The 20,133-nt window shown below is 64.8% G+C and carries 18 protein-coding genes; 12 read left to right on the forward strand and 6 right to left on the reverse strand.

Going from position 1 to position 20,133, the window contains the following annotated elements; genetic code table 11:
- The first annotated feature begins 10 nt into the window (after positions 1-10).
- Positions 11-145: a hypothetical protein gene (locus AC097O_RS12635; protein WP_479593165.1), complete on the forward strand. Its 135-nt coding sequence runs from the start codon at positions 11-13 to the stop codon at positions 143-145.
- Positions 146-213: 68 nt separating this feature from the next.
- Here AC097O_RS12635 and AC097O_RS12640 read toward each other — a convergent pair whose 3' ends face one another.
- Positions 214-684: an Lrp/AsnC family transcriptional regulator gene (locus tag AC097O_RS12640; RefSeq protein ID WP_479593166.1), complete on the reverse strand. Its 471-nt coding sequence runs from the start codon at positions 682-684 to the stop codon at positions 214-216.
- A 126-nt stretch (positions 685-810) separates the two neighbouring features.
- Here AC097O_RS12640 and AC097O_RS12645 point away from each other — a divergent pair, with 126 nt between their 5' ends.
- From AC097O_RS12645 to AC097O_RS12665, 5 genes are all read left to right on the forward strand, one after another.
- On the forward strand, positions 811-4,356 hold the full coding sequence (locus AC097O_RS12645) for an indolepyruvate ferredoxin oxidoreductase family protein (RefSeq protein WP_479593167.1): 3,546 nt from the start codon (positions 811-813) through the stop codon (positions 4,354-4,356).
- A 195-nt stretch (positions 4,357-4,551) separates the two neighbouring features.
- Positions 4,552-4,887 carry a preprotein translocase subunit YajC gene (yajC, locus tag AC097O_RS12650; RefSeq protein ID WP_479593168.1) on the forward strand — a complete coding sequence of 112 codons (336 nt, stop codon included), beginning with the start codon at positions 4,552-4,554 and terminating at the stop codon, positions 4,885-4,887.
- Between the two features lie 31 nt (positions 4,888-4,918).
- Positions 4,919-6,799: a protein translocase subunit SecD gene (gene secD / locus AC097O_RS12655; RefSeq protein ID WP_479593169.1), complete on the forward strand. Its 1,881-nt coding sequence runs from the start codon at positions 4,919-4,921 to the stop codon at positions 6,797-6,799.
- A gap of 12 nt (positions 6,800-6,811) precedes the next feature.
- Complete coding sequence (secF, locus tag AC097O_RS12660; RefSeq protein WP_479593170.1) at positions 6,812-7,768, forward strand: protein translocase subunit SecF; 957 nt, start codon at positions 6,812-6,814, stop codon at positions 7,766-7,768.
- A 14-nt stretch (positions 7,769-7,782) separates the two neighbouring features.
- The gene (locus AC097O_RS12665; RefSeq protein ID WP_479593171.1) at positions 7,783-10,242 is read left to right on the forward strand and encodes a DUF1631 family protein; all 2,460 of its coding nucleotides are present in this window, start codon (positions 7,783-7,785) and stop codon (positions 10,240-10,242) included.
- Positions 10,243-10,302: 60 nt separating this feature from the next.
- On the opposite strand, the gene AC097O_RS12670 is transcribed toward AC097O_RS12665, so the two are convergent.
- The 3 genes from AC097O_RS12670 to AC097O_RS12680 are packed head-to-tail and all read right to left on the reverse strand — an operon-like array spanning position 10,303 to position 13,205.
- On the reverse strand, positions 10,303-10,788 hold the full coding sequence (locus AC097O_RS12670; protein WP_479593172.1) for a Smg family protein: 486 nt from the start codon (positions 10,786-10,788) through the stop codon (positions 10,303-10,305).
- 34 nt (positions 10,789-10,822) lie between these two features.
- Complete coding sequence (dprA, locus tag AC097O_RS12675) at positions 10,823-11,968, reverse strand: DNA-processing protein DprA (protein WP_479593173.1); 1,146 nt, start codon at positions 11,966-11,968, stop codon at positions 10,823-10,825.
- A 4-nt stretch (positions 11,969-11,972) separates the two neighbouring features.
- Positions 11,973-13,205 carry a LysM peptidoglycan-binding domain-containing protein gene (locus AC097O_RS12680; RefSeq protein ID WP_479593174.1) on the reverse strand — a complete coding sequence of 411 codons (1,233 nt, stop codon included), beginning with the start codon at positions 13,203-13,205 and terminating at the stop codon, positions 11,973-11,975.
- A 226-nt stretch (positions 13,206-13,431) separates the two neighbouring features.
- Here AC097O_RS12680 and def point away from each other — a divergent pair, with 226 nt between their 5' ends.
- The 5 genes from def to AC097O_RS12705 all read left to right on the forward strand — a co-directional run bounded on the left by def (position 13,432) and on the right by AC097O_RS12705 (position 17,229).
- Positions 13,432-13,953: a peptide deformylase gene (gene def, locus AC097O_RS12685; RefSeq protein ID WP_315188828.1), complete on the forward strand. Its 522-nt coding sequence runs from the start codon at positions 13,432-13,434 to the stop codon at positions 13,951-13,953.
- Entirely contained in the window at positions 13,953-14,933 is a 981-nt protein-coding gene (gene fmt / locus AC097O_RS12690; protein ID WP_479593175.1) for a methionyl-tRNA formyltransferase, read from the forward strand. The genes def and fmt overlap by 1 nt, the downstream gene beginning before the upstream one ends.
- Positions 14,914-15,639 (forward strand): AzlC family ABC transporter permease, encoded by a 726-nt coding sequence (locus tag AC097O_RS12695; protein WP_479593176.1) that lies wholly within the window; start codon positions 14,914-14,916, stop codon positions 15,637-15,639. The genes fmt and AC097O_RS12695 overlap by 20 nt, the downstream gene beginning before the upstream one ends.
- Complete coding sequence (locus AC097O_RS12700) at positions 15,636-15,974, forward strand: AzlD domain-containing protein (RefSeq protein WP_479593177.1); 339 nt, start codon at positions 15,636-15,638, stop codon at positions 15,972-15,974. The genes AC097O_RS12695 and AC097O_RS12700 overlap by 4 nt, the downstream gene beginning before the upstream one ends.
- 64 nt (positions 15,975-16,038) lie before the next feature.
- On the forward strand, positions 16,039-17,229 hold the full coding sequence (locus tag AC097O_RS12705) for a phosphoglycerate kinase (RefSeq protein WP_479593178.1): 1,191 nt from the start codon (positions 16,039-16,041) through the stop codon (positions 17,227-17,229).
- 114 nt (positions 17,230-17,343) lie between these two features.
- On the opposite strand, the gene AC097O_RS12710 is transcribed toward AC097O_RS12705, so the two are convergent.
- Positions 17,344-18,408: a magnesium transporter CorA family protein gene (locus AC097O_RS12710; protein WP_479593179.1), complete on the reverse strand. Its 1,065-nt coding sequence runs from the start codon at positions 18,406-18,408 to the stop codon at positions 17,344-17,346.
- 63 nt (positions 18,409-18,471) lie between these two features.
- Entirely contained in the window at positions 18,472-19,473 is a 1,002-nt protein-coding gene (gene hemB / locus AC097O_RS12715; protein ID WP_479593180.1) for a porphobilinogen synthase, read from the reverse strand.
- Positions 19,474-19,695: 222 nt separating this feature from the next.
- Between hemB and AC097O_RS12720 the strand changes: the two genes are divergently transcribed.
- Entirely contained in the window at positions 19,696-20,124 is a 429-nt protein-coding gene (locus tag AC097O_RS12720; protein WP_479593181.1) for a CopD family protein, read from the forward strand.
- The last annotated feature ends 9 nt before the right edge of the window (positions 20,125-20,133 follow it).

Below are 20,133 nucleotides of genomic sequence, written 5' to 3' on the forward strand. Positions count from 1 at the left end.
AGAGCTTTTCGTGCTTGTTCTATGGGCGGTGGAGGGGGTTTTTGTTGAGGGCGTGATCGCCTTTGGCATTGTCGGCCGGGCGCATCACCCGGCCGACGATGCAGACGACACCACGCCAGCACGGCCTGCCAAACCCGCGTATTGAAACTCTCAAGTTAAATCAAAGGTTGGCGCAATCAAAATGAGTGCCGGTAGCTATTAAAAACAGAGCAATCAACTGCCCAAATGCCCCAGCGGCAACACCCCACTCCCCTTCACCTCCCCCAGTGAAAAGCTGGTGTGCAAGTCCTTCACATTCGGCAGATTCATCAGCACCTGGCGGGCGAACTGGCTGAAGGTATTCAGGTCGCGCGACACCACCTGCAATTCAAACGTGCCGGTGCCACTGATGTAGTGGCAAGACACGACTTCGGGGATGTTGCGGATGGCATCCTCCAGGCCTTGCAGGGCGGGGCCACTGTTTTGCACTGCGTCGATGCGCACAAAGGCCAGCACGTCCAGGCCGATCTTGTGCCGGTCGATCTCGGCGCGGTAGCCCCGTATGTAGCCCGCCTCCTCCAGCGCCCGCACGCGCCGCCAGCAGGGGGCTGCGGACAGGCCGACGCGCTGGGCCAGCTCGGCGTTGGTCAGGCGGGCATTGGCCTGCAGGGCATCGAGAATCAAAAGATCAAATTTATCGAGCATGGTGGTTTTTTAGCAAGGTTCTTTCGCATAGTAGGCGAATGCGGGCAAAGAACGCAAAGACTTTTCAGGGGTACAGGCATACACTTTTCCGACAAAGCGCAGCCCACTGCGTAGGAGACAACAACGATGAATGCCCCTCTTCCCGAACAACTGCGTAAGGCCCTCGAAGCAGCCTCGCTGGACGATAAATACAGCCTGGACTTTGGCCCGGCCTTCATGAGCGGGGTGCAGGCCCTGGTCAAGCTGCCCATGCTGCAGCGCCAGCGCGATGCGCGGCAGGGGCGCAACACGGCGGGCTTTATCAGCGGCTACCGGGGCTCGCCGCTGGGCACCTACGACCAGGCGCTGTGGAAGGCCGAAAAGTACCTCAAGGCGCAGCACATCGTGTTCCAGCCGGGGGTGAACGAAGAGCTGGCCGCCACGGCGGTATGGGGCACGCAGCAACTGGGCTTTTCGCCACCGGGTACCAACAAGTTTGATGGCGTGTTTGGCATCTGGTACGGCAAGGGGCCGGGGGTGGACCGCTGCTCGGACGTGTTCAAGCACGCCAACATGGCGGGCACCACCGAGTTTGGCGGCGTAATTGCGGTGGCGGGCGACGACCACATCAGCAAAAGCTCCACCGCCGCGCACCAGAGCGACCACATCTTCAAGGCCTGCGGGCTGCCGGTGTTCTTTCCGGCCAATGTGCAGGAAATTCTGGACCTGGGGCTGCACGCCTTTGCCATGAGCCGCTTCTCGGGCGTGTGGGCGGGCATGAAGACCATCCAGGAAATCGTGGAGTCCAGTGCCACGGTGATGGTGGACCCGGAGCGGGTCGCCATCCAAATCCCCACCGACTTTCAGATGCCGCCCGGCGGCCTGCACATCCGCTGGCCCGACCACGCGCTGGAGCAAGAGGCGCGCCTCATGCACTACAAGTGGTACGCCGCGCTGGCCTACATCCGCGCGAACCGGCTGAACTACAACGCGATTGAAGGCCCAAACGACCGCTTTGGCGTGATCGCCAGCGGCAAGGCCTACAACGACACGCGCCAGGCGCTGCTGGACCTGGGGCTGGACGACGCGACCTGCCGCCGCATCGGCCTGCGCCTGCACAAGGTGGGCGTGGTCTGGCCGCTGGAGGCGCAGCTCACCCGCGAATTTGCCACCGGCCTGCAAGAGATTCTGGTGGTGGAAGAAAAGCGCCAGGTCATCGAATACCAGCTGAAGGAAGAGCTGTACAACTGGCGCGCCGACGTGCGGCCCAATGTGCTGGGCAAGTTCAACGAGCCTGAAGGCGACCTCTCCGGTGGCGAATGGTCCATGGCCAACCCCACGGCCAACACCTTGCTGCGCGCCAACGCCGACCTGTCGCCCGCACTGGTGGCCCGGGCCATCGCCCAGCGCCTGCACAAGCTAGGTCTACCGGAAGACGTGGCCGCCCGCATCGATGCGCACATCGCCCTGCTGGATGCCACCGACCGCGCCATGGTGCTGCTGGATGCCAGCCCGGCGCAGGCCCGCCCGCCGTGGTTTTGCAGCGGCTGCCCGCACAACACCAGCACCGTGGTGCCCGACGGTTCGCGCGCCATGGGCGGCATTGGCTGCCACTTCATGGCCACCTGGATGGACCGCAGCACGGTGGGCTTTACCCAGATGGGCGGCGAGGGCGTGCCCTGGGTGGGTCAGCAGCCTTTCACCACCGACCAGCATATTTTTGCGAATCTGGGCGATGGAACCTATTTCCACAGCGGCCTGCTGGCCATCCGCCAGTCGATTGCGGCGGGGGTCAACATCACCTACAAGATTTTGTACAACGACGCGGTGGCCATGACCGGTGGCCAGCAGATCGGCGAACGGCCCGAAGGGCACTCGGTGGTGCAGATAGCCCAATCGGTACGGGCGGAAGGCGCTATCAAAACCGTAGTGGTGACCGACGAGCCTGAAAAGTACGTGGGCGTGGCGTTGGCCGACGGCGTAGAGGTCAAACACCGCGACCTGCTGGACGAGATCCAGCGCGAGTTCCGGGGGATCTTGGGCACCACCATCATCATCTACGACCAGACCTGCGCCACCGAAAAGCGCCGCCGCCGCAAGCGCGGCACGGCGGTGGACCCTGCGACTCGGGTGGTGATCAACCCGCTGGTCTGCGAGGGCTGCGGCGACTGCGGCGAGCAAAGCAACTGCCTGAGCGTGGAACCGCTAGAAACGCCGTTGGGCCGCAAGCGCCAGATCAACCAGTCCAGCTGCAACAAGGACATGTCCTGCGTCAAAGGCTTTTGCCCCAGCTTTGTGACCGTGCAGGGTGGGCAATTGCGCAAGAAAAAGCCTGCGCAAGCCCTGTCGCCGTTCACTGGCAGCCCGCTACCGGAACCTGTTTTACCGAGCACCGCCGGTGTGTGGGGCATTGTGGTGGCGGGCGTGGGCGGCACCGGGGTGATCACCCTGGGCCAGTTGCTGGGCGTGGCCGCGCACCTGGAGGGCCGGGGCATCGTCACCCAAGACGCGGCGGGCCTGGCGCAAAAGGGCGGGGCCACCTGGAGCCACGTGCTGCTGGCCGACACGCAGGATGCGATCCGCACCACCCGGGTGGGCGCGGGCGCGGCAGACCTGGTGCTGGGCTGTGACCCGGTAGTCGCGGCGGGCAAGGAAACCCTGGTGCGCATGCGCCCGGGCCGCACCCATGTGGCGCTGAACACCCACACCGCGCCCACGGCGGCCTTTGTGCACAACGCCGACTGGCAAAACCCCACAGCGGCCTGCACCGCCGAGATCCTGCGCGCCGTGGGGCCGGACGGCATGGCCAGCTTCGATGCCGAGGCCGCCGCCCAGCGCCTGATGGGCGACAGCCTGTACGCCAACCCCATGCTGCTGGGCTACGCCTGGCAAAAAGGCTGGGTGCCGCTGCGGCTGGACTCGCTGCTGCGCGCCATCGAACTCAACAACATGGCGGTAGAGGCCAACAAAACCGCCTTCGCCTGGGGCCGCCGGGCTGCCGTTGACCCGGCCAGTGTGGCCACCCCGCCGCAAGCCATCCAGTGGCACGCCCGTGAGTCGCTCGATGCCATGCTGCAGCGCCGCGTCACGTTCTTAACCGGCTACCAGAACGCCGCCTACGCCGCCACCTACAGCGCCTTCGTGGCCCAGGTGCGCCAGGCCGAGCAGCCGCTGGATGCCCACCTGCCACTCACCGAAGCCGTAGCCCGCTACCTGTTCAAGCTGATGACCTACAAAGACGAGTACGAGGTAGCCCGGCTGCAGACCGACCCGGCGTTTCTGGCCGACATCCAGGCCCAGTTCGAGGGTGACTTCCAGTTGCACTACCACCTGGCCCCGCCGCTGCTGGCAAAAAAGAACGCCCAGGGCGTGCTGCAAAAGCAAAAGTTCGGCCCCGGCGTGCGCTGGGCCTTCCAGCTTCTCGCCCGGCTCAAGGGGCTGCGCGGCACGCCGTTTGACCCGTTTGGCTACCAGCACGAGCGGCGCACCGAGCGGACGCTGGTGGCCGAGTACCAGGACAGCATCCGCGCGCTGCTACCCCGGCTGACAGCAGGCAACCACACGCAGGCCATCGCAGTAGCGCGCATTCCGGAGCAAATCCGGGGCTACGGCCATGTCAAAGCGCGGCACCTGGCGGCGGCGCGCGTGCAGTGGGCCGATGCCCTGGCAGCCTTTGAAATCAGCACAAAATAGGCCTCTAGCGCTTATTCAATCAGCGCAAGCAGCTATATAAAAAATAGCAACCTTGCGCAGCCAGGCCTATGGTGAGCCCCCATATCGGGCGGCGAACACGGCGGCATACAATTGGTTCTACCCCCGCCCAGCCGCATGGCATCTGTTGTGCCGTGTCTGCGGGTTTATTTTTGCCATTTGTCGTTGGAGCCCTCTGTGTTTATTTCTTCTGCCTTTGCCCAAACCGCCCCTGCCGCCCCCGCTGCCGGAGGTGACCTGATGTCCTCCCTGACCGGCATGCTGCCCCTGGTGCTGATGTTCGTGGTGCTGTACTTCGTGATGATCCGCCCCCAGATGAAGAAGCAAAAAGAGCACCGCACCATGCTGGAAGCGCTGGCCAAGGGCGATGAAGTCGCCACCGCAGGCGGCCTGATCGGCAAGGTCTCCAAGATTGGCGACGGCTTTCTGAGCCTGGAAATCGCTACCGGCGTGGAAGTGCAGCTGCAGCGCAGTGCCGTCGTCCAGGTCCTGCCCAAGGGCACCCTCAAGTAATCTCATTCCCAGCTAGGACCTGAACGCGACCATGAATCGATACCCGGTATGGAAGTACGTGATCCTCCTGGTCGCGCTACTGGTGGGGGCCATTTACACCCTGCCCAATTTTTTTGGTGAAGCCCCTGCGGTGCAGATCTCGGCCGCCCGTGCGTCGGTCAAGATCGACGACACCACCCTGGCCAAAGTACAAGAAGCCCTCAAAGCTGCCAGCCTTGCGCCCGACCTGATCGGCGTGGAAGGCAGCTCGGTCAAAGCCCGTTTCGGCAACACCGACGACCAGCTCAAAGCCAAGGACGTGGTGCAAAAGGCCTTGGTGCCCGATGCCAACGACGCCAACTACGTGGTGGCGCTCAACCTGTTGTCGCGCTCGCCCGCCTGGCTCACCGCCTTGCACGCCTTCCCCATGTACCTGGGGCTGGATTTGCGCGGTGGCGTGCACTTCATGCTGCAGGTGGACATGCAGGCCGCGCTGACCAAAAAGGCCGAGTCGCTCACCGGCGACCTGCGCACCAGCCTGCGCGACAAGAACGTGCGTCACAGCGGCATCACCCGCAACGGCCAGACCATCGAGCTGCGTCTGCGCGACAGCGCCACCCTGGCCGCCACCAAGGCCGTGGTGCAGGACCAGTTTCCTGATCTCATCACCACCGATGCGCCCGATGGCACCGAGTACAAGCTGACGGCCAGCATCCGCCCCGAAGCCGCCCGCCGCGTGCAAGACCAGGCGCTGAAGCAAAACATCACCACCCTGCACAACCGTATCAACGAACTCGGCGTGTCCGAGCCGGTGATCCAGCAGCAGGGCCTGGACCGCATCGTGGTGCAACTGCCCGGCGTGCAAGACACCGCCAAGGCCAAAGACATCCTGGGCCGCACCGCCACCCTGGAAGTGCGCCTGGTCGACGAAAGCACCGAAGCCGGTGCCGCCGCAGCCGGTGCGGGTGCCGTGCCGTTTGGGGCCGAACGCTACCTGGAACGCAGCGGCCAGGCCGTGATCGTGAAAAAGCAGGTGGTGCTGACCGGTGAAAACCTCACCGATGCCCAGCCCGGCTTTGACAGCCAGACCCAGGAACCCACCGTCAACCTGACGCTGGACGCCAAGGGCTCGCGCATCTTCAAAGACATCACGCGCGAAAACATCGGCAAGCGCATGGCCATCATCCTGTTTGAAAAAGGCAAGGGCGAAGTGGTGACCGCACCGGTGATCCGCAGTGAAATCGCCGGTGGCCGGGTGCAGATCTCGGGCCGCATGACCACCCAGGAAGCCGCCGACACCTCGCTGCTGCTGCGCGCGGGCTCGTTGGCCGCACCGATGGAAATCATCGAAGAACGCACCATTGGCCCCAGCCTGGGTGCCGAAAACATCTCCAAGGGCTTCCACAGCGTGCTGTGGGGCTTCCTGGCCGTGGCCGCCTTCATGTGCTGCTACTACATGCTGTTTGGCGTGTTTTCCAGCATTGCGCTGGCGTTCAACTTGCTGCTGCTGGTGGCCGTGCTGTCCATGCTGCAAGCCACGCTGACGCTGCCCGGCATGGCCGCCATGGCCCTGGTGCTGGGTATGGCGATCGACTCCAATGTGCTGATCAACGAACGTGTGCGCGAAGAGCTGCGCGCCGGGGCCTCGCCGCAGGCCGCCATCCACGCCGGTTTCGACCGCGCCTGGGCCACGATCCTGGATTCGAACATCACCAGCGCCATCGTCGGCATCGCTTTGCTGGCTTTTGGCTCCGGCCCTGTCCGCGGATTTGCCGTGGTGCACGTTCTAGGTATTGCGACCAGCATTTTCTCGAGCGTGTTTTTCTCGCGCGGCCTGGTCAATCTTTGGTATGGCCGCACCAAGAAACTCAAAACTGTGTCCATCGGCACCGTGTGGCGGCCCGATGCCGCTGTTGAAACCAAAGCCAAGTAAGGACGCGCCAGCATGGAGTTTTTCAAGATCCACCGCGACATTCCGTTCATGCGGCATGCCCTGGTGTTCAACATTGTTTCGTTTGTTACCTTTTTGGCTGCGGTGTTCTTTTTGTTCTCGCGCGGCCTGCATTTGTCGGTGGAATTCACCGGCGGCACCCTGATGGAGGTGAGCTATTCGCAGCCCGCCGACCTGTCCAAGGTGCGCACCCTGGTGGCGGGCCTGGGCCTGCAGGATGTGCAGGTGCAAAACTTTGGTACGTCCCAAGACGTGCTGATCCGCATGCCGGTGCAAAAGGGTGTTACCTCGGCCCAGCAAAGCGACCAGGTGCTGGCCGCGCTGAAGACCGCCGATGCGTCGGTGCTGCTCAAGCGTACCGAGTTCGTGGGCCCGCAGGTGGGCGACGAGCTGGCGGTGGACGGCCTGAAGGCCCTGGCCTTCGTGGTGGTGGGCATCATGCTGTACTTGGCCATCCGCTTCGAGTGGAAGTTTGCGGTGGCGGCCATCTTCGCCAACCTGCACGACGTGGTCATCATCCTAGGCTTCTTCGCCTTCTTCCAGTGGGAGTTTTCGCTGCCGGTGCTGGCGGCGGTGCTGGCGGTGCTGGGCTACTCGGTGAACGAATCGGTGGTGATCTTCGACCGCATCCGCGAGAACTTCCGGCGTTTCCGCAAAATGAACTCGATGGAAGTCATCGACAACGCCATTACATCCACCATCAGCCGCACTATCATTACCCATGGTTCTACCCAGATCATGGTTTTGTCGATGCTGGTGTTCGGTGGCCCGACCTTGCATTACTTTGCGTTGGCCCTCACTATCGGTATCTGCTTCGGCATTTATTCTTCGGTGTTTGTGGCTGCAGCCATTGCCATGTGGCTGGGCATCCAACGCGAAGACCTGGTCAAGGCATCCAACAACAAGAAAGACGAAGACCCCAACGACCCCAACGCAGGCGCAACCGTGTGACCTGCGCCTGAAATATGGCACCTAACGCCCCTACCCATCCTGGCCAGCAACTCGCCCGCACCGCGCGCGAGAGCTTGGTCACGGAAGTCGGGCAGGCGCTTGGGGATGTCAGCCGGGCCGTGGCCGCGCGCCTGACGGTGCTGCTCGAAGAAGCCCACAGCACCCGCGAAATGCACGAACGCCAGGATGCCTGGAACGCGTTCCAGCGCCTGAGCCGTACCTGGGAGCAGGCCACGGCAGCAGCCTGGCAACGGACCTTGCAGCCAGGCTTGCAGGGCAGTGCGGTGCGCAGTGCCGGCCTGCAGTTCGAGCTGATGGGCGACGAAGTCGTCGAAAACAAGATTCTGGCCTCGCGCCTGGCTGTGGCCATCCTGGACAAGCTGGGCGAAAGCTATGGCAATTTGTGCGCCCGCATCCAGTTGCTGGAATCCACCAGCGAGCTGTCCAGCCACGACCCGATCCGCCCCGAGGTGCTGATGCTGGCGCTGGTCGAGCAATGGACGGCGGTGGGCCTGGCGCGCACCATGCTGCCACTGGTCAGCGATGCCTTGCAGCGCGAACTGGCCGAACATTTCCTGCATGCCTTCGCCAGCTGCAACGACCTGTTGCTGTCCCGTGGCGTGATCCCCACGGTGGACTTGCGTTCCCGCGTCAAGCGCAGCGACGCAGCCGGGGCCTCCACCGCTGCCGGGCCGCGCTCGCCCCAGGATGCGCCCACGCGGCCTGGCGCAGTCGATACCGGCTGGAACGCCACCCGGTTTGAGCCTTCCAACCTGCAGACCGGTCGGCAAAGCGCCGCCGGGGGTGGCGGCATGCAAAACCCAGGATATGGTGGTGGTGGCAGTGAAGGTGGCAGTAGCAGTGGTTTTGGCGGCGGCAGTGGCGGTGGTGCTGGCGCTGGCGCACCCGCGGCAGGCGGACCGCGCAATGCCGCCGACGAAACCCGCATGATGACGGCGGTGTCGCCGCTGGCCCGGGCGCGGCGGCGCGCCCAGGGCGTGATGGGCCACCTCAAGCGCATGCTGAACGACCACGTCAGCGATTTCGACCGTACCGAACAGCACCCGGTGTCGCCCGCCCTGGCGCAGGCCATTGCCCGCAAGCGCGATGGCGGCGACACCGATCCCATGTCCGACGGCATGGTGGTGCAAACCGACCGCTACGAATACGGCGTGGCCGATGTGTCCCGTGCCGCCTCGGTGCTGCGCGAGCGCTCCAACGTCCTCAAGCAAAAGGCCGGCACGCAGGCAGAAAAAGCCACCATCGAGGTGGTGGCGCTGATGTTCCAGAGCATCCTGGCCGAAGAGCGTATTCCGCCATCGGTGCGGGTGTGGTTTGCCCGGCTGCAGTTGCCGGTGCTGCGTGTGGCCCTGGCCGAACCCGAATTTTTCAGTACCGTAGACCACCCGGCGCGCCAGCTGATCGACCGCATGGGCTCCTGCGTCATGGGCTTTGATGCCCGGGCCATCAACGGCAGCGCCCTGGAGGCCGAGATCCGCCGCGTGGTGCAGGTCATCGAGCAATACCCGGAAACCGGGCGGCGCGTGTTCCAGCTGGTGTTTGACGAGTTTGTGCTGTTTTTGTCGAAGTTCCTGACCGAAAAAGGCAGCACCCAGCGCCTGGTCAGCCTGGCACAGCAGGTCGAGCAGAAGGAAACCCTGGCCATCCAGTACACCATCGAGCTGCGCAACATGCTCAAGGACATGCCGGTGCGCGAGGAAATCCGCGCCTTCCTGTTCAAGGTCTGGGCCGAGGTGCTGGCCATGGCGGCAGTGCGCAACGGCCCGCAGCATGCCGACACCGTCGCCCTGAAAAAAGCCGCCTCCGAGCTGGTCTGGTCGGCCAGCGCCAAGCCCAACCGGGCCGACCGGGCCAAGGTGATCCAAAGCCTGCCGACGCTGCTGCAGCGCCTGCGCCAGGGCATGGGCCTGCTGGGGCTGGACACGCCGGGGCAAGAGGTCCACATCAAGACCATCAGCGACACGCTGGCCGATGCCTTCATGTCCAAGACCGAGGCCATCCCCCAGGCGCGCATCGACTCCATGGCCGCGCACCTGGCCAACCTGGAAGACTTCTTCAGCGACGAAGCCACCGGCGACTTGCCGCTGGACCCGGAAAGCATAGAGATGATGCTGGGCATGGATGCGTCCACCATCGACGTGATTGCCGACGGCGGCTCCAAGCCCACCGATGCCATGCTGGCATGGGCGCGGGAGCTGCAACTGGGCCACTGGTTCATGCTGGACCACAACCGCCAGATCAACCGCGTGCAGTTCGCCTGGCGCAGCGACCGCAAGCAACTGCATCTGTTTGCCGCCATGGATGGCCGCAGCTACCTGATACAGGCGCGCCGTCTGGCGGCCTATCTGCAAGCCGGTTTGCTGGTGCCACAGGAAGAAGAAGCCCTGACCCTGCGCGCCACCCGCGACGCACTGGCCAAGCTCGATGCCAACCCCGAGCGGCTGCTGTCCTAGTTACTGCGGTTTTTGTAGCAGCTCACGCTTATTCCATAAGCGCTAGCGGCCTAAAAATCCCTAATGTGCGATGCGGTCAGATGCGTCGTCACAGAGCTCATCGAGCACCAGCGCATCGGGCTCTTCGCCAAAACTCCAGTACACCATCAGGATGATGATCTTCAGGTCGTCCAGGGTCACGGGGTTGCCGCTGGCGGCCATGGCGCGGTCCAGCACAATTTCGCGCATCACCGGGGCCAGCACCCCGGCGGTTTCCAGAAAGCTCACAAAGCCCAGGCATTCCGCACCCAGATGGTCTTGCTCGGCTACCGAGTAGACGCGCAGGCTGTCGGTGGCGGGGAAGTCCATGGCCTCGATAGGCAGCGGGGACGGGGGCAAGTGGGGGCTGTGCGAAGCGATATGCAGGCCGTCGAGCCAGCGCAGCGCCTCGGCGATTTCATCGGCTTCAAAGCCGACGGCCGACAATTTTCGGCCAAGTTGTTGCGACTCGGGGCAGGCATCGCCGCGCCAGTAGTTTTCATAAACGAACACGAGTACTTCAAACATGGACCCAATATAGCGCAGAACCTGGGCGCAGGTTTCAACTGTGGGCAATCCGCTGAAAAAGCCCTCCAGGCAGGCGCGCCACGTGGTTGTCCAGCTCCAGTTCGAGCAGTTGCACCTGCAGTTGTGACGCGGCAATGCCGGTGCGGGCAACCAGCGCGTCCAGGCCCACGGGGTCGTAGCCCAATGCGACCAACAATGGATTTTCAGTGCCATTTTGGCCGCCAGCGCTTATAGGATAAGCGCGAGCAGCTATCGAACCAGGAGTCGTCGAGAGTCTCAACTCGTCCAGCACATCCTGGACGGTTTCCACCAGTTTGGCACCTTGGCGGATCAGCGCATGGCAACCCCGGGCCTGGGCCGAGTGGATGGAGCCGGGGATGGCAAACACCTCCTTGCCCTGCTCCACGGCCAGCCGCGCGGTGATCAGCGAGCCCGATTGCAGCGCCGCCTCCACCACCAGCGTGCCCTGGGCCAGCCCGGCAATCAGGCGGTTGCGCTTGGGAAAGTTGGCCGCCAGCGGCGGCGTGCCCAGCGGGTACTCGCTCAGCAGCAGGCCGTGCAGGGCGATCTGGTGGGCCAGGGCCAGGTTGCGCTTGGGGTAGACCCGGTCCAGGCCGGTGCCGACCACGGCAATGGTGGCCAGCCGGTCCCTGGTGCCCGCAGCACCCTCCAGTGCCCCCAGATGGGCGGCGCTGTCCACGCCCAGCGCCAGGCCCGACACCACGGTCAACCCGGCCTGGGCGCAGGCCTTGCCGAACTGGCGCGCGTTCGCCTCGCCCTGCGGCGTGGGGTTGCGGCTGCCAACGATGGCGATGCTGCGGGTGCTGGCGGGCCGCCACACATCCGTGCGGCCCAGCGCGTACAACAGCAGCGGTGGGTCTTCCATGGCCAGCAGGGCGGTGGGGTAATGGTCGTCGCCCAGGGTGATCAGGCTGCGCGGGGCGGCCCCGGTAGCGGCCAACCACTGCAGGGTGGTTTCCAGCTGGGCCTCCAGCTCGGGCGGGATTTGCTGCAGGGCCTGGGCCTGCGTCGGGGTGACGACTTCGCGCAGCTGGGTTGGGGGCTGCGCAAACACCGCCGTAGGCAGGCCGAAAGCGGCCATCAGGCGGCGTGCGCTGGTGTTGCCGATGCCGGGTGTCAGAAGCAGGCGCAGCCAGCCCGACAGCTCGTCCCGGTCCATGGCTTTAGCGGGGTGTGGTCAGCCGGTCGCCGATTTTCACGCCGGTCTTGATCTCCATGATCAGGCCGTAGGACACCCGCTCAAACGGGCGGAACACCATCAGCAGGCCGTTGCGCTCGTCGGGCAGCTTGATCATGGCCTTGCCGGGGTCGGTGGAGTCGCGCAGGCGGGCCCCGTCGGACAACAGCGACAGCACGTGGCCGCGCTCGATGCCGTCGCGCGTGCCCTTGTTGATCACCACGATCTGGTTTTGGGCGGCGTTGGCCACCGCGCTGCCGTACACCGAGACAATGCGGCCTTCGATGTCTTTGGCCGGGGCGCGGGGCACGAAGTTCAGCAGCTCGCGCTCGGGTTCGGTCAGCAGGCGGTCGCCGACGCGGATTTCTTCCTTGGCCGAGACGATGTCCAGGCTGGCGGGAATGATGTCCATGAAGGGCTTGCCGTCGCGGTCCAGGTCTTTGGAGGGGCGCTGCACTTCGCTGGTAACCAGGCTGGCCTTGCCGACGTACTGGGTTTCATAGCCCAGGATTTCGCCGGTGCCGGGGTCTTTGAGCGGGGTGGCGTTGCGCATCACGCGGAAGGTCTGCACCGGACCCTTGTTGTCGACCAGCGGCGCGTTGGCCGGACCCCGTGCGTAGGCGCGGTCGCCCTGGCTCAGCATCACATGGTCTTCTTGCGTGGCCACAATACGCGGGGCCAGCGCCAGGGTGTTTTGGTCGACCACCAGGGGCTCGGCCAAAAACGGTTCGATCAAATGGGTTTGCAGCGTGGGCAAGGCGTTGTCGGCCAGGTTCTCGATGCGGGTGCGCGGCGACAGGCGCACGGTGCGCATGCCGTCGCCCGACACCGCCTGGCCCGCCTGCAGCGTGGCCCGGCCATCTTTTTTGAACAGAAACAATTGCTGGCCGGGGTAGATGCGGTGCGGGTTGCGGATGTCTTGCTGGTTCATGCCCCACAGCTCGGGCCAGCGCCACGGGGTGGTGAGGAACAGGCCGGAAATGGCCCACAGCGTGTCGCCGGATTTGACGGTGTAGTGGTCGGGGGCATTCGGGGCCAGCGCGGCCAGGGGCACACCGGCTTGGGCCACCTGGCTGGCCGTGGCCTGCTGTGCGGGGGTGATGGGATAGTCTTGCGCCTGGGCTAGCGGGCTCCACAGGCTGGCCGACAAGGCCGTCAACACCATGGCGGCGCTGACCACAGCCCCACGCGACTCCACTCCCGCTGTTCGATATTTCATATTTGGTAGACCACAAATGCCCGCCGGTGCCGCTATTGGCGTGGTCTGCAAACAGACTCAAATCCGACGGAAAACTAACGACAAATTACGGGCGATTCTGCGCCCAAGCCCCTAGCAGGGCAACGAATATTGGCGCACCGGGGTTTCCCCGGGTCCAAAAGTAGCGAAAATAGCGACATACGGCTGGCCGCCTTGCGCCCAGCTCCTGCAATTTCGGCGAGATTCCATGGCCCTACTTCCCATTCTTCAATACCCGGACCCCAAGCTGCACACCTTAGCACGACCCGTGCAGGCGGTGGACGCACGCATCCAGGCCCTGATCGCCGACATGGTCGAGACCATGTACGACGCCAACGGCATCGGCCTGGCCGCCACCCAGGTAGATGTGCACGAGCGCCTGATCGTGATCGACGTGTCCGACGAGCGCACCGAACCCCTGGTGCTGATCAACCCCGAAATCATTTGGGCCAGCGAAGAACGCGTGCTGAACGAAGAAGGCTGCCTGTCGGTGCCCGGCATTTACGACGGCGTGGAGCGCGCCACCCAGGTGCGGGTGCAGGCGCTGGACGGCGCAGGCCAGTCGCGCACGCTGGAGGCCGAAGGCCTGCTGGCGGTGTGCATCCAGCACGAGATGGACCACCTGCTGGGCAAGGTGTTTGTGGAATACCTATCGCCCCTGAAACGCAACCGGATCAAAAGCAAGATGCTCAAGACCCGCCGCGCGCTGGGCCGCTCGGACGCGGCCTGATGCGCGTCGTCTTCGCGGGCACGCCGGAGTTTGCCCAGGTGGCGCTGGCCGCACTGCAGGCTGCGGGCTTTGAAGTCGTGCTGGCCCTGACCCAGCCCGACCGCCCGGCCGGGCGCGGCATGAAGCTGCAGGCCTCGCCGGTCAAACAACACGCCCTCACCCACGGCATCCCCGTGGCCCAGCCGCGCAGCCTGCGTCTGGACGGCAAATACCCGGAAGAAGCCGCCGCCGCCCAGGCCCAATTGCTAGCCGCCCAGGCCGATGTGATGGTGGTGGTGGCCTACGGCCTGATCCTGCCGCAGTGGGTGCTGGACGTGCCGCGCCACGGCTGCCTGAACATCCACGCCAGCCTGTTGCCGCGCTGGCGCGGTGCGGCCCCCATCCACCGCGCCATCGAGGCGGGCGATGCCGAGACCGGCGTGGCCATCATGCAGATGGACGCCGGGCTGGACACCGGCGACATGCTGCTGGTCGAATCCGTAGCCATCGCCCCCACCGACACCACCGGCAGCCTGCACGACACCCTGGCCGCACTGGGCGGCAAGATGGTGGTGCAGGCCCTGGCGCAGCTGGACACCCTGGTGCCCGTGCCCCAGCCCACCGAGGGCATCACCTATGCCCACAAGATCGAAAAGCGCGAGGCGGCGATTGACTGGACGCAGAGCGCCGACACCATAGCTCGCCGCATCCGCGCCTTCAACCCCTTCCCCGGCGCAGCCACGCTGCTGGCGGGCGAGAGCCTGAAAGTCTGGGCCGCCACGGTGTCGGACGCGGCCTTGCCCGCAGGCACAAAATATGGATCGATTGTGGCTGTCACGCCCGAATCCATAGCGGTAGCAGCTATGGATTCGATAGTCAACATCACCCAGGTGCAGCGCCCGGGTGGCAAACGTCTGGCGGTGGCCGACTTCCTGCGCGGCTGCGACGTGCAGCCCGGCATGGTGTTTGAAAGCACGCCGGATGTTCCTCAAACGCGCTAACCGCAGCCACCCCGAGTTCCGCGTCGGCGCCTCTGAGATGTGGCCGCAAGCCCCCGGCATGGTCGCCTGGGGCCTGATGACCGGCGTGGCCATGGCCAAGTCGGGCATGAGCCTGGCGGAGGCACTGCTGATGACGCTGACCGTGTTTGCCGGTAGCTCCCAGCTGGCCGCCGCGCCCTTGCTCACGGTGGATGCCCCGGCCTGGGTGATTCTGGCCACCGGCTTTTGTGTCAACCTGCGCTTTGTGGTGTTCAGCCTGCACCTGCGGCCCTACCTGATGCACCTGCCCTGGCTGGAGCGCATCAGCCACGGCTACCTGACCACCGACATGACCTACGTGATGTTCACCCGCCGCTTCGCCCACCCCGGCGATACGCGCGAGGCACAAAACGCCCAAGAGGCCTATCTGGCGGGCAGCAACAGCGCCTGCTGGATCAGCTGGATGCCCGCCAGCGTGGCCGGTGTGGTGCTGGCCAACTTCATCCCCACCACCTGGGGCCTGGGCTTTGCGGGCATTCTGTGCCTGATCGGCATTTTGTGTTCGCTGGCCAGTACCCGGCTGCGCATCGTCTCGGCGGTGGTGGCGGCCATGGTGGCGATTGCGGCCTACAACCTGCCGTTCAAGCTCAACATCGTGGTGGCGATTGCCATGGCGGTGTTTGCCTGCATGAGCATCGAGAAAATGCGTCGCAAGGCGGTGGCATGAACGACCATACCGATTGGCAAACGATCGCCATCATCCTCGGGCTGGCGGCCATCACCGTCATCACCCGTTGCTTCTTCTTTTTGACCCGCAAGTCCGCCAGCCTGCCGCACTGGGCCCAGCGCGGCCTGCAGTACGCCCCCATTGCTGCGCTGTCTGCCGTGGTGCTGCCCGAGGTGCTGATGACCCAGGGCCACCTGCTGGCCACCTGGATGGATGCCCGGCTGTTCGGTGCCGCCGCCGGGGTGCTGGTGTACTTCTGGCGGCGCGACGTGCTGCTGACCATCGTGGCGGGCATGGCGGTCTACCTGCCGCTGCATCTTGGCTTAGGTTGGTAACTCTTTGGGCGGATAGCGCTCCTAGAATGGCGGGTTTCCCCCTCTAACCTACCGAGACACCGCCATGAACGTCATCCGCTTCTCCGATCTGTGCGCCCAGGGCAAAGCCGCAGGCCAACGTGTTTTCATCCGCGCCGACCTGAACGTGCCGCAAGACGACAGCGGTGCCATCACCGAAGACACCCGCATCCGCGCCTCGGTGCCGTGCATCCAGATGGCGCTGGACGCAGGCGCGGCGGTCATGGTGACCTCGCACCTGGGCCGCCCCACCGAGGGCGCGTTCAAACCCGAAGACTCCCTGGCACCCGTCGCCAAGCGCCTGGGCGAGCTGCTGGGCCGCGATGTGCCGCTGGTGGCGAACTGGGTCGATGGCGTGACGGTCGCCCCCGGCCAGGTCGTGCTGCTGGAAAACTGCCGCGTGAATGTCGGTGAAAAGAAGAACAAGCCCGAGCTGGCCCAGAAGATGGCCGCGCTGTGCGACATCTTCGTGAACGACGCGTTTGGCACCGCCCACCGCGCCGAAGGCACCACCTACGGCATCGCCGAATACGCCAAGGTCGCCTGCGCAGGCCCCTTGCTGGCGGCAGAGATCGACGCCATCACCAAGGCCCTGGCGCAACCCCAGCGTCCGCTGGTGGCCATCGTGGCAGGCTCCAAGGTGTCCACCAAGCTGACCATCCTGAAAGCCTTGTCTGAAAAGGTGGATGGGCTCATCGTGGGCGGCGGCATTGCCAACACCTTCATGCTGGCCGCCGGTTTGAAGATCGGCAAGAGCCTGGCCGAGCCCGACCTGGTGGACCAGGCCAAGGCGGTGATTGAAGCCATGAAGGCGCGCGGTGCCGCCGTGCCGATTCCCACCGACGTGGTCACCGCCAAGACCTTTGCCGCCGATGCCGTGGCCACCGTCAAGGCCGCCACCGATGTGGCCGACGATGACCTGATCCTCGACATCGGCCCGCAAACCGCTGCCGCCCTGGCACTGCAGCTCAAGTCCGCAGGCACCATCGTCTGGAACGGCCCGGTCGGCGTGTTCGAGTTCGATGCCTTCGCCCATGGCACCGAAACGATTGCCCGCGCGATTGCCGACAGTGCGGCGTTTTCGATCGCGGGCGGTGGCGACACCCTGGCCGCTATCGCCAAATATGGCATTGAAAAGGAAGTGGGTTACATCTCCACCGGCGGCGGCGCGTTCCTGGAAATCCTGGAAGGCAAAACCCTGCCCGCGTTCGAGATCCTGCAAAAGCGTGCGGGCTGAGCTGGGTTAACCGCTTGGACGGAGGTTTTTGGAGGGTGGCGCATCCATTTGCTGCGTAAATGATAGCTGCTTGCGCTTATGGAATAAGCGCAGACTGCCAATTTAATCCCTAACTCAACCGCTGCTGCGCTTGAGGTACTGCTTGCGCCAGAACACCAGACCCATAGCGGCGGCGATCAGGCCCATGGCACCTAGCGCCCACCAGATGCCGGACTGCCGGTGCAGCAGTGGGATGAAGTCGAAGTTCATGCCGAAAATGCCCGCAATCAGGTTCAGCGGCAGGAAGATGGCGGTCAGCACCGTCAGGGTGCGCATGATGTCGTTGGTGCGGTTGCTTTGCACGCTGAAGTGCATTTGCACGGCGGTTTCCACGCTGTGCTCCAGTCGCTGCACGTGGTGCACCACGCGCTCGATGTGTTCCAGCACGTCGCGGCTGCGCACCTGCAGCAGCTCGCGCTCGCGGGCGGCGGCGGGGCTGGTGGCCTCGGGCCAGGTTTTTACCGCCTCGATCCAGTCCTGGATGGCGGCGCGCTGCTCTTCGCACACGTCGTCCAGCTGGTGCAGCGTGAGCCGCGCGTCGAGCAGCGCGCTCCAGTTGTTGAAACGGGTGCTAGGCTTGAGCAGTTCGGCCTGCCAGTGGTCGAGCTGGCGGGTCAGCTCGCGGCGCAGGTCCAGGTAGCCATCGACCATCTGGTTGACGATGCGCAGCATCAGGTCGGCCGGGCTGGTGGGCACGCGAGCGCCGCTGGTCTGCAGCCGCTCGGCGTAGCTGTCGCGCACCGCGCAGTCGCCGGGGTGCACGGTGAGCAACACCGCGTCAAACACGGCAAAGCCCACCGGGTCGGTGTTGATGCGCCGCAGGATGGGCGGACCGCTGCGTTTGGCCACCGGGCTGGGTGCCGCATCGGCTTGCCCGGTGGACAAGCGCCGGAACACCAGCAGGTCGTACTGCGAGGTGTAGTCGTAGTGCGAGGGCAACTGTGCGTTCAGCAGGTCCGACACGTGCAGGTCTACCAGCGGGTGGCCGCCCAACTGTTGCAGCGCGGCCTGGAGTTGCGCCTGCTGGGCCTCGAACTCGCTGCGCCCGCAGGACACCCAGACAAAGCCGCCGGGTACGGGCGCGGTGGGCAGGGCGCTGACTTCTGCCACAAGCGTGCCGACGATGGTGAAGATGCGCATGGGCTGAAAATTATAAGAAATAGGCCGCTTGTGCTTATTCTATAAGCGTAAGCAGCTATGGTTTTAGGACTGCAACAGCCGGGCTGCATCCAGCGCGAAGTAGGTCAGGATGCCATCCGCACCGGCGCGTTTGAAAGCCATCAGGCTCTCCAGCACCACCCGGTCGTGGTCCAGCCAGCCGTTCAGGGCGGCGGCCTTGAGCATGGCGTATTCGCCGCTGACCTGGTAGGCAAAGGTGGGCACGGCAAACTCGTCCTTCACCCGGCGCACGATGTCCAGGTAGGGCATGCCGGGCTTGACCATCACCATGTCGGCGCCTTCGGCGATGTCCATGGCCACCTCGCGCAGGGCCTCGTCGCTGTTGGCGGGGTCCATCTGGTAGGTTTTTTTGTCGCTCTTGCCCAGGTTCGCCGCCGAGCCCACCGCGTCGCGGAACGGGCCGTAGAAGGCGCTGGCGTACTTGGCGCTGTAGGCCATGATCTGCGTGTGGATGTGGCCGTGGGCCTCCAGGGCGGCGCGGATGGCACCGATGCGCCCGTCCATCATGTCGCTGGGGGCGACGATGTCTACGCCTGCGGCGGCCTGGGCCAGGGCCTGCTGCACCAGGGCTTCAATGGTTTTTTCGTTGACGATGTAGCCGTTTTCATCGGGCAGGCCGTCCTGGCCGTGGCTGGTGTAGGGGTCCAGGGCCACGTCGGTCATCACGCCCAGGTCGGGGTAGTGGGTTTTGAGCGCGCGCACCACGCGGGGGATCAGCCCGTTGGGGTTGAAGGCTTCTTCGCCGCCATAGGTTTTGAGTGACTGGTCGACCACCGGGAACAGCGCCATCACCGGGATCTGCAGCCGCACGCACTCGGCCGCCACCGGTAGCAGCAGGTCCAGGCTGAGCCGCTCCACACCGGGCATGGAAGCCACGGCCTCGCGGCGGTTCTCGCCGTCGAGCACAAACACCGGGTAGATCAGGTCGTGCGCGGTGAGCGTGTTCTCGCGCACCAGGTTGCGGCTGAAGGCAGTGCGGCGCAGGCGGCGCGGCCGGCCAGCGGGGTAGGGGGCAAAAGTGGTCATGTCCAAAATTGTGCCCCATCCTGGTTCGTATCCCGGTAAGCCCTCTTGAACCGGCTCTTCAGCTTTGCTAAATTGCCCGTGGGGCGGCTTGCCGTCCTCCCGCTTTACCTCCCTGAGCGGGGCCTTACGGTGGCAACACCTGCGGGCTTACCGCCCCGGCCTGATGGTCGGGGTATTTTTTTGGGCGGCGTATTCCTGGCATGCACGGCCTAAACTCTGCGCATGCTCTGGATCAAATCTCTCCACATCGTTTTCATCGCCAGCTGGTTCGCGGGCCTGTTCTACCTGCCGCGAATTTTTGTGAACCTGGCGATGGTCTCGCCGGGCTCTTTGGCCGAGCGGGAGCGGCTGCTGCTGATGGCGGGCAAGCTGCTGCGCTTTACCACCATTCTGGCTGTGCCTGCACTGGCGTTCGGGACCTGGCTGTGGCTGGGCTACGGCATCGGGCGCGGGCCCGGCAATGCCTGGATGCACGCCAAGCTGGCCCTGGTGCTGCTGGCGGTGGGCTACCACCACGGCTGTGCGGTGCTGCTGCGCAAGATGCGCGCCGGGGCTGCTATGCGCAGCCACCAGTGGTACCGCTGGTTCAACGAGGTGCCGGTACTGCTGCTGCTGGGCATCGTGGTGCTGGTGGTGGTCAAACCTTTTTGACGGACGGGG

The sequence above is a fragment of the Rhodoferax sp. LS1P39 genome (assembly GCF_056521425.1).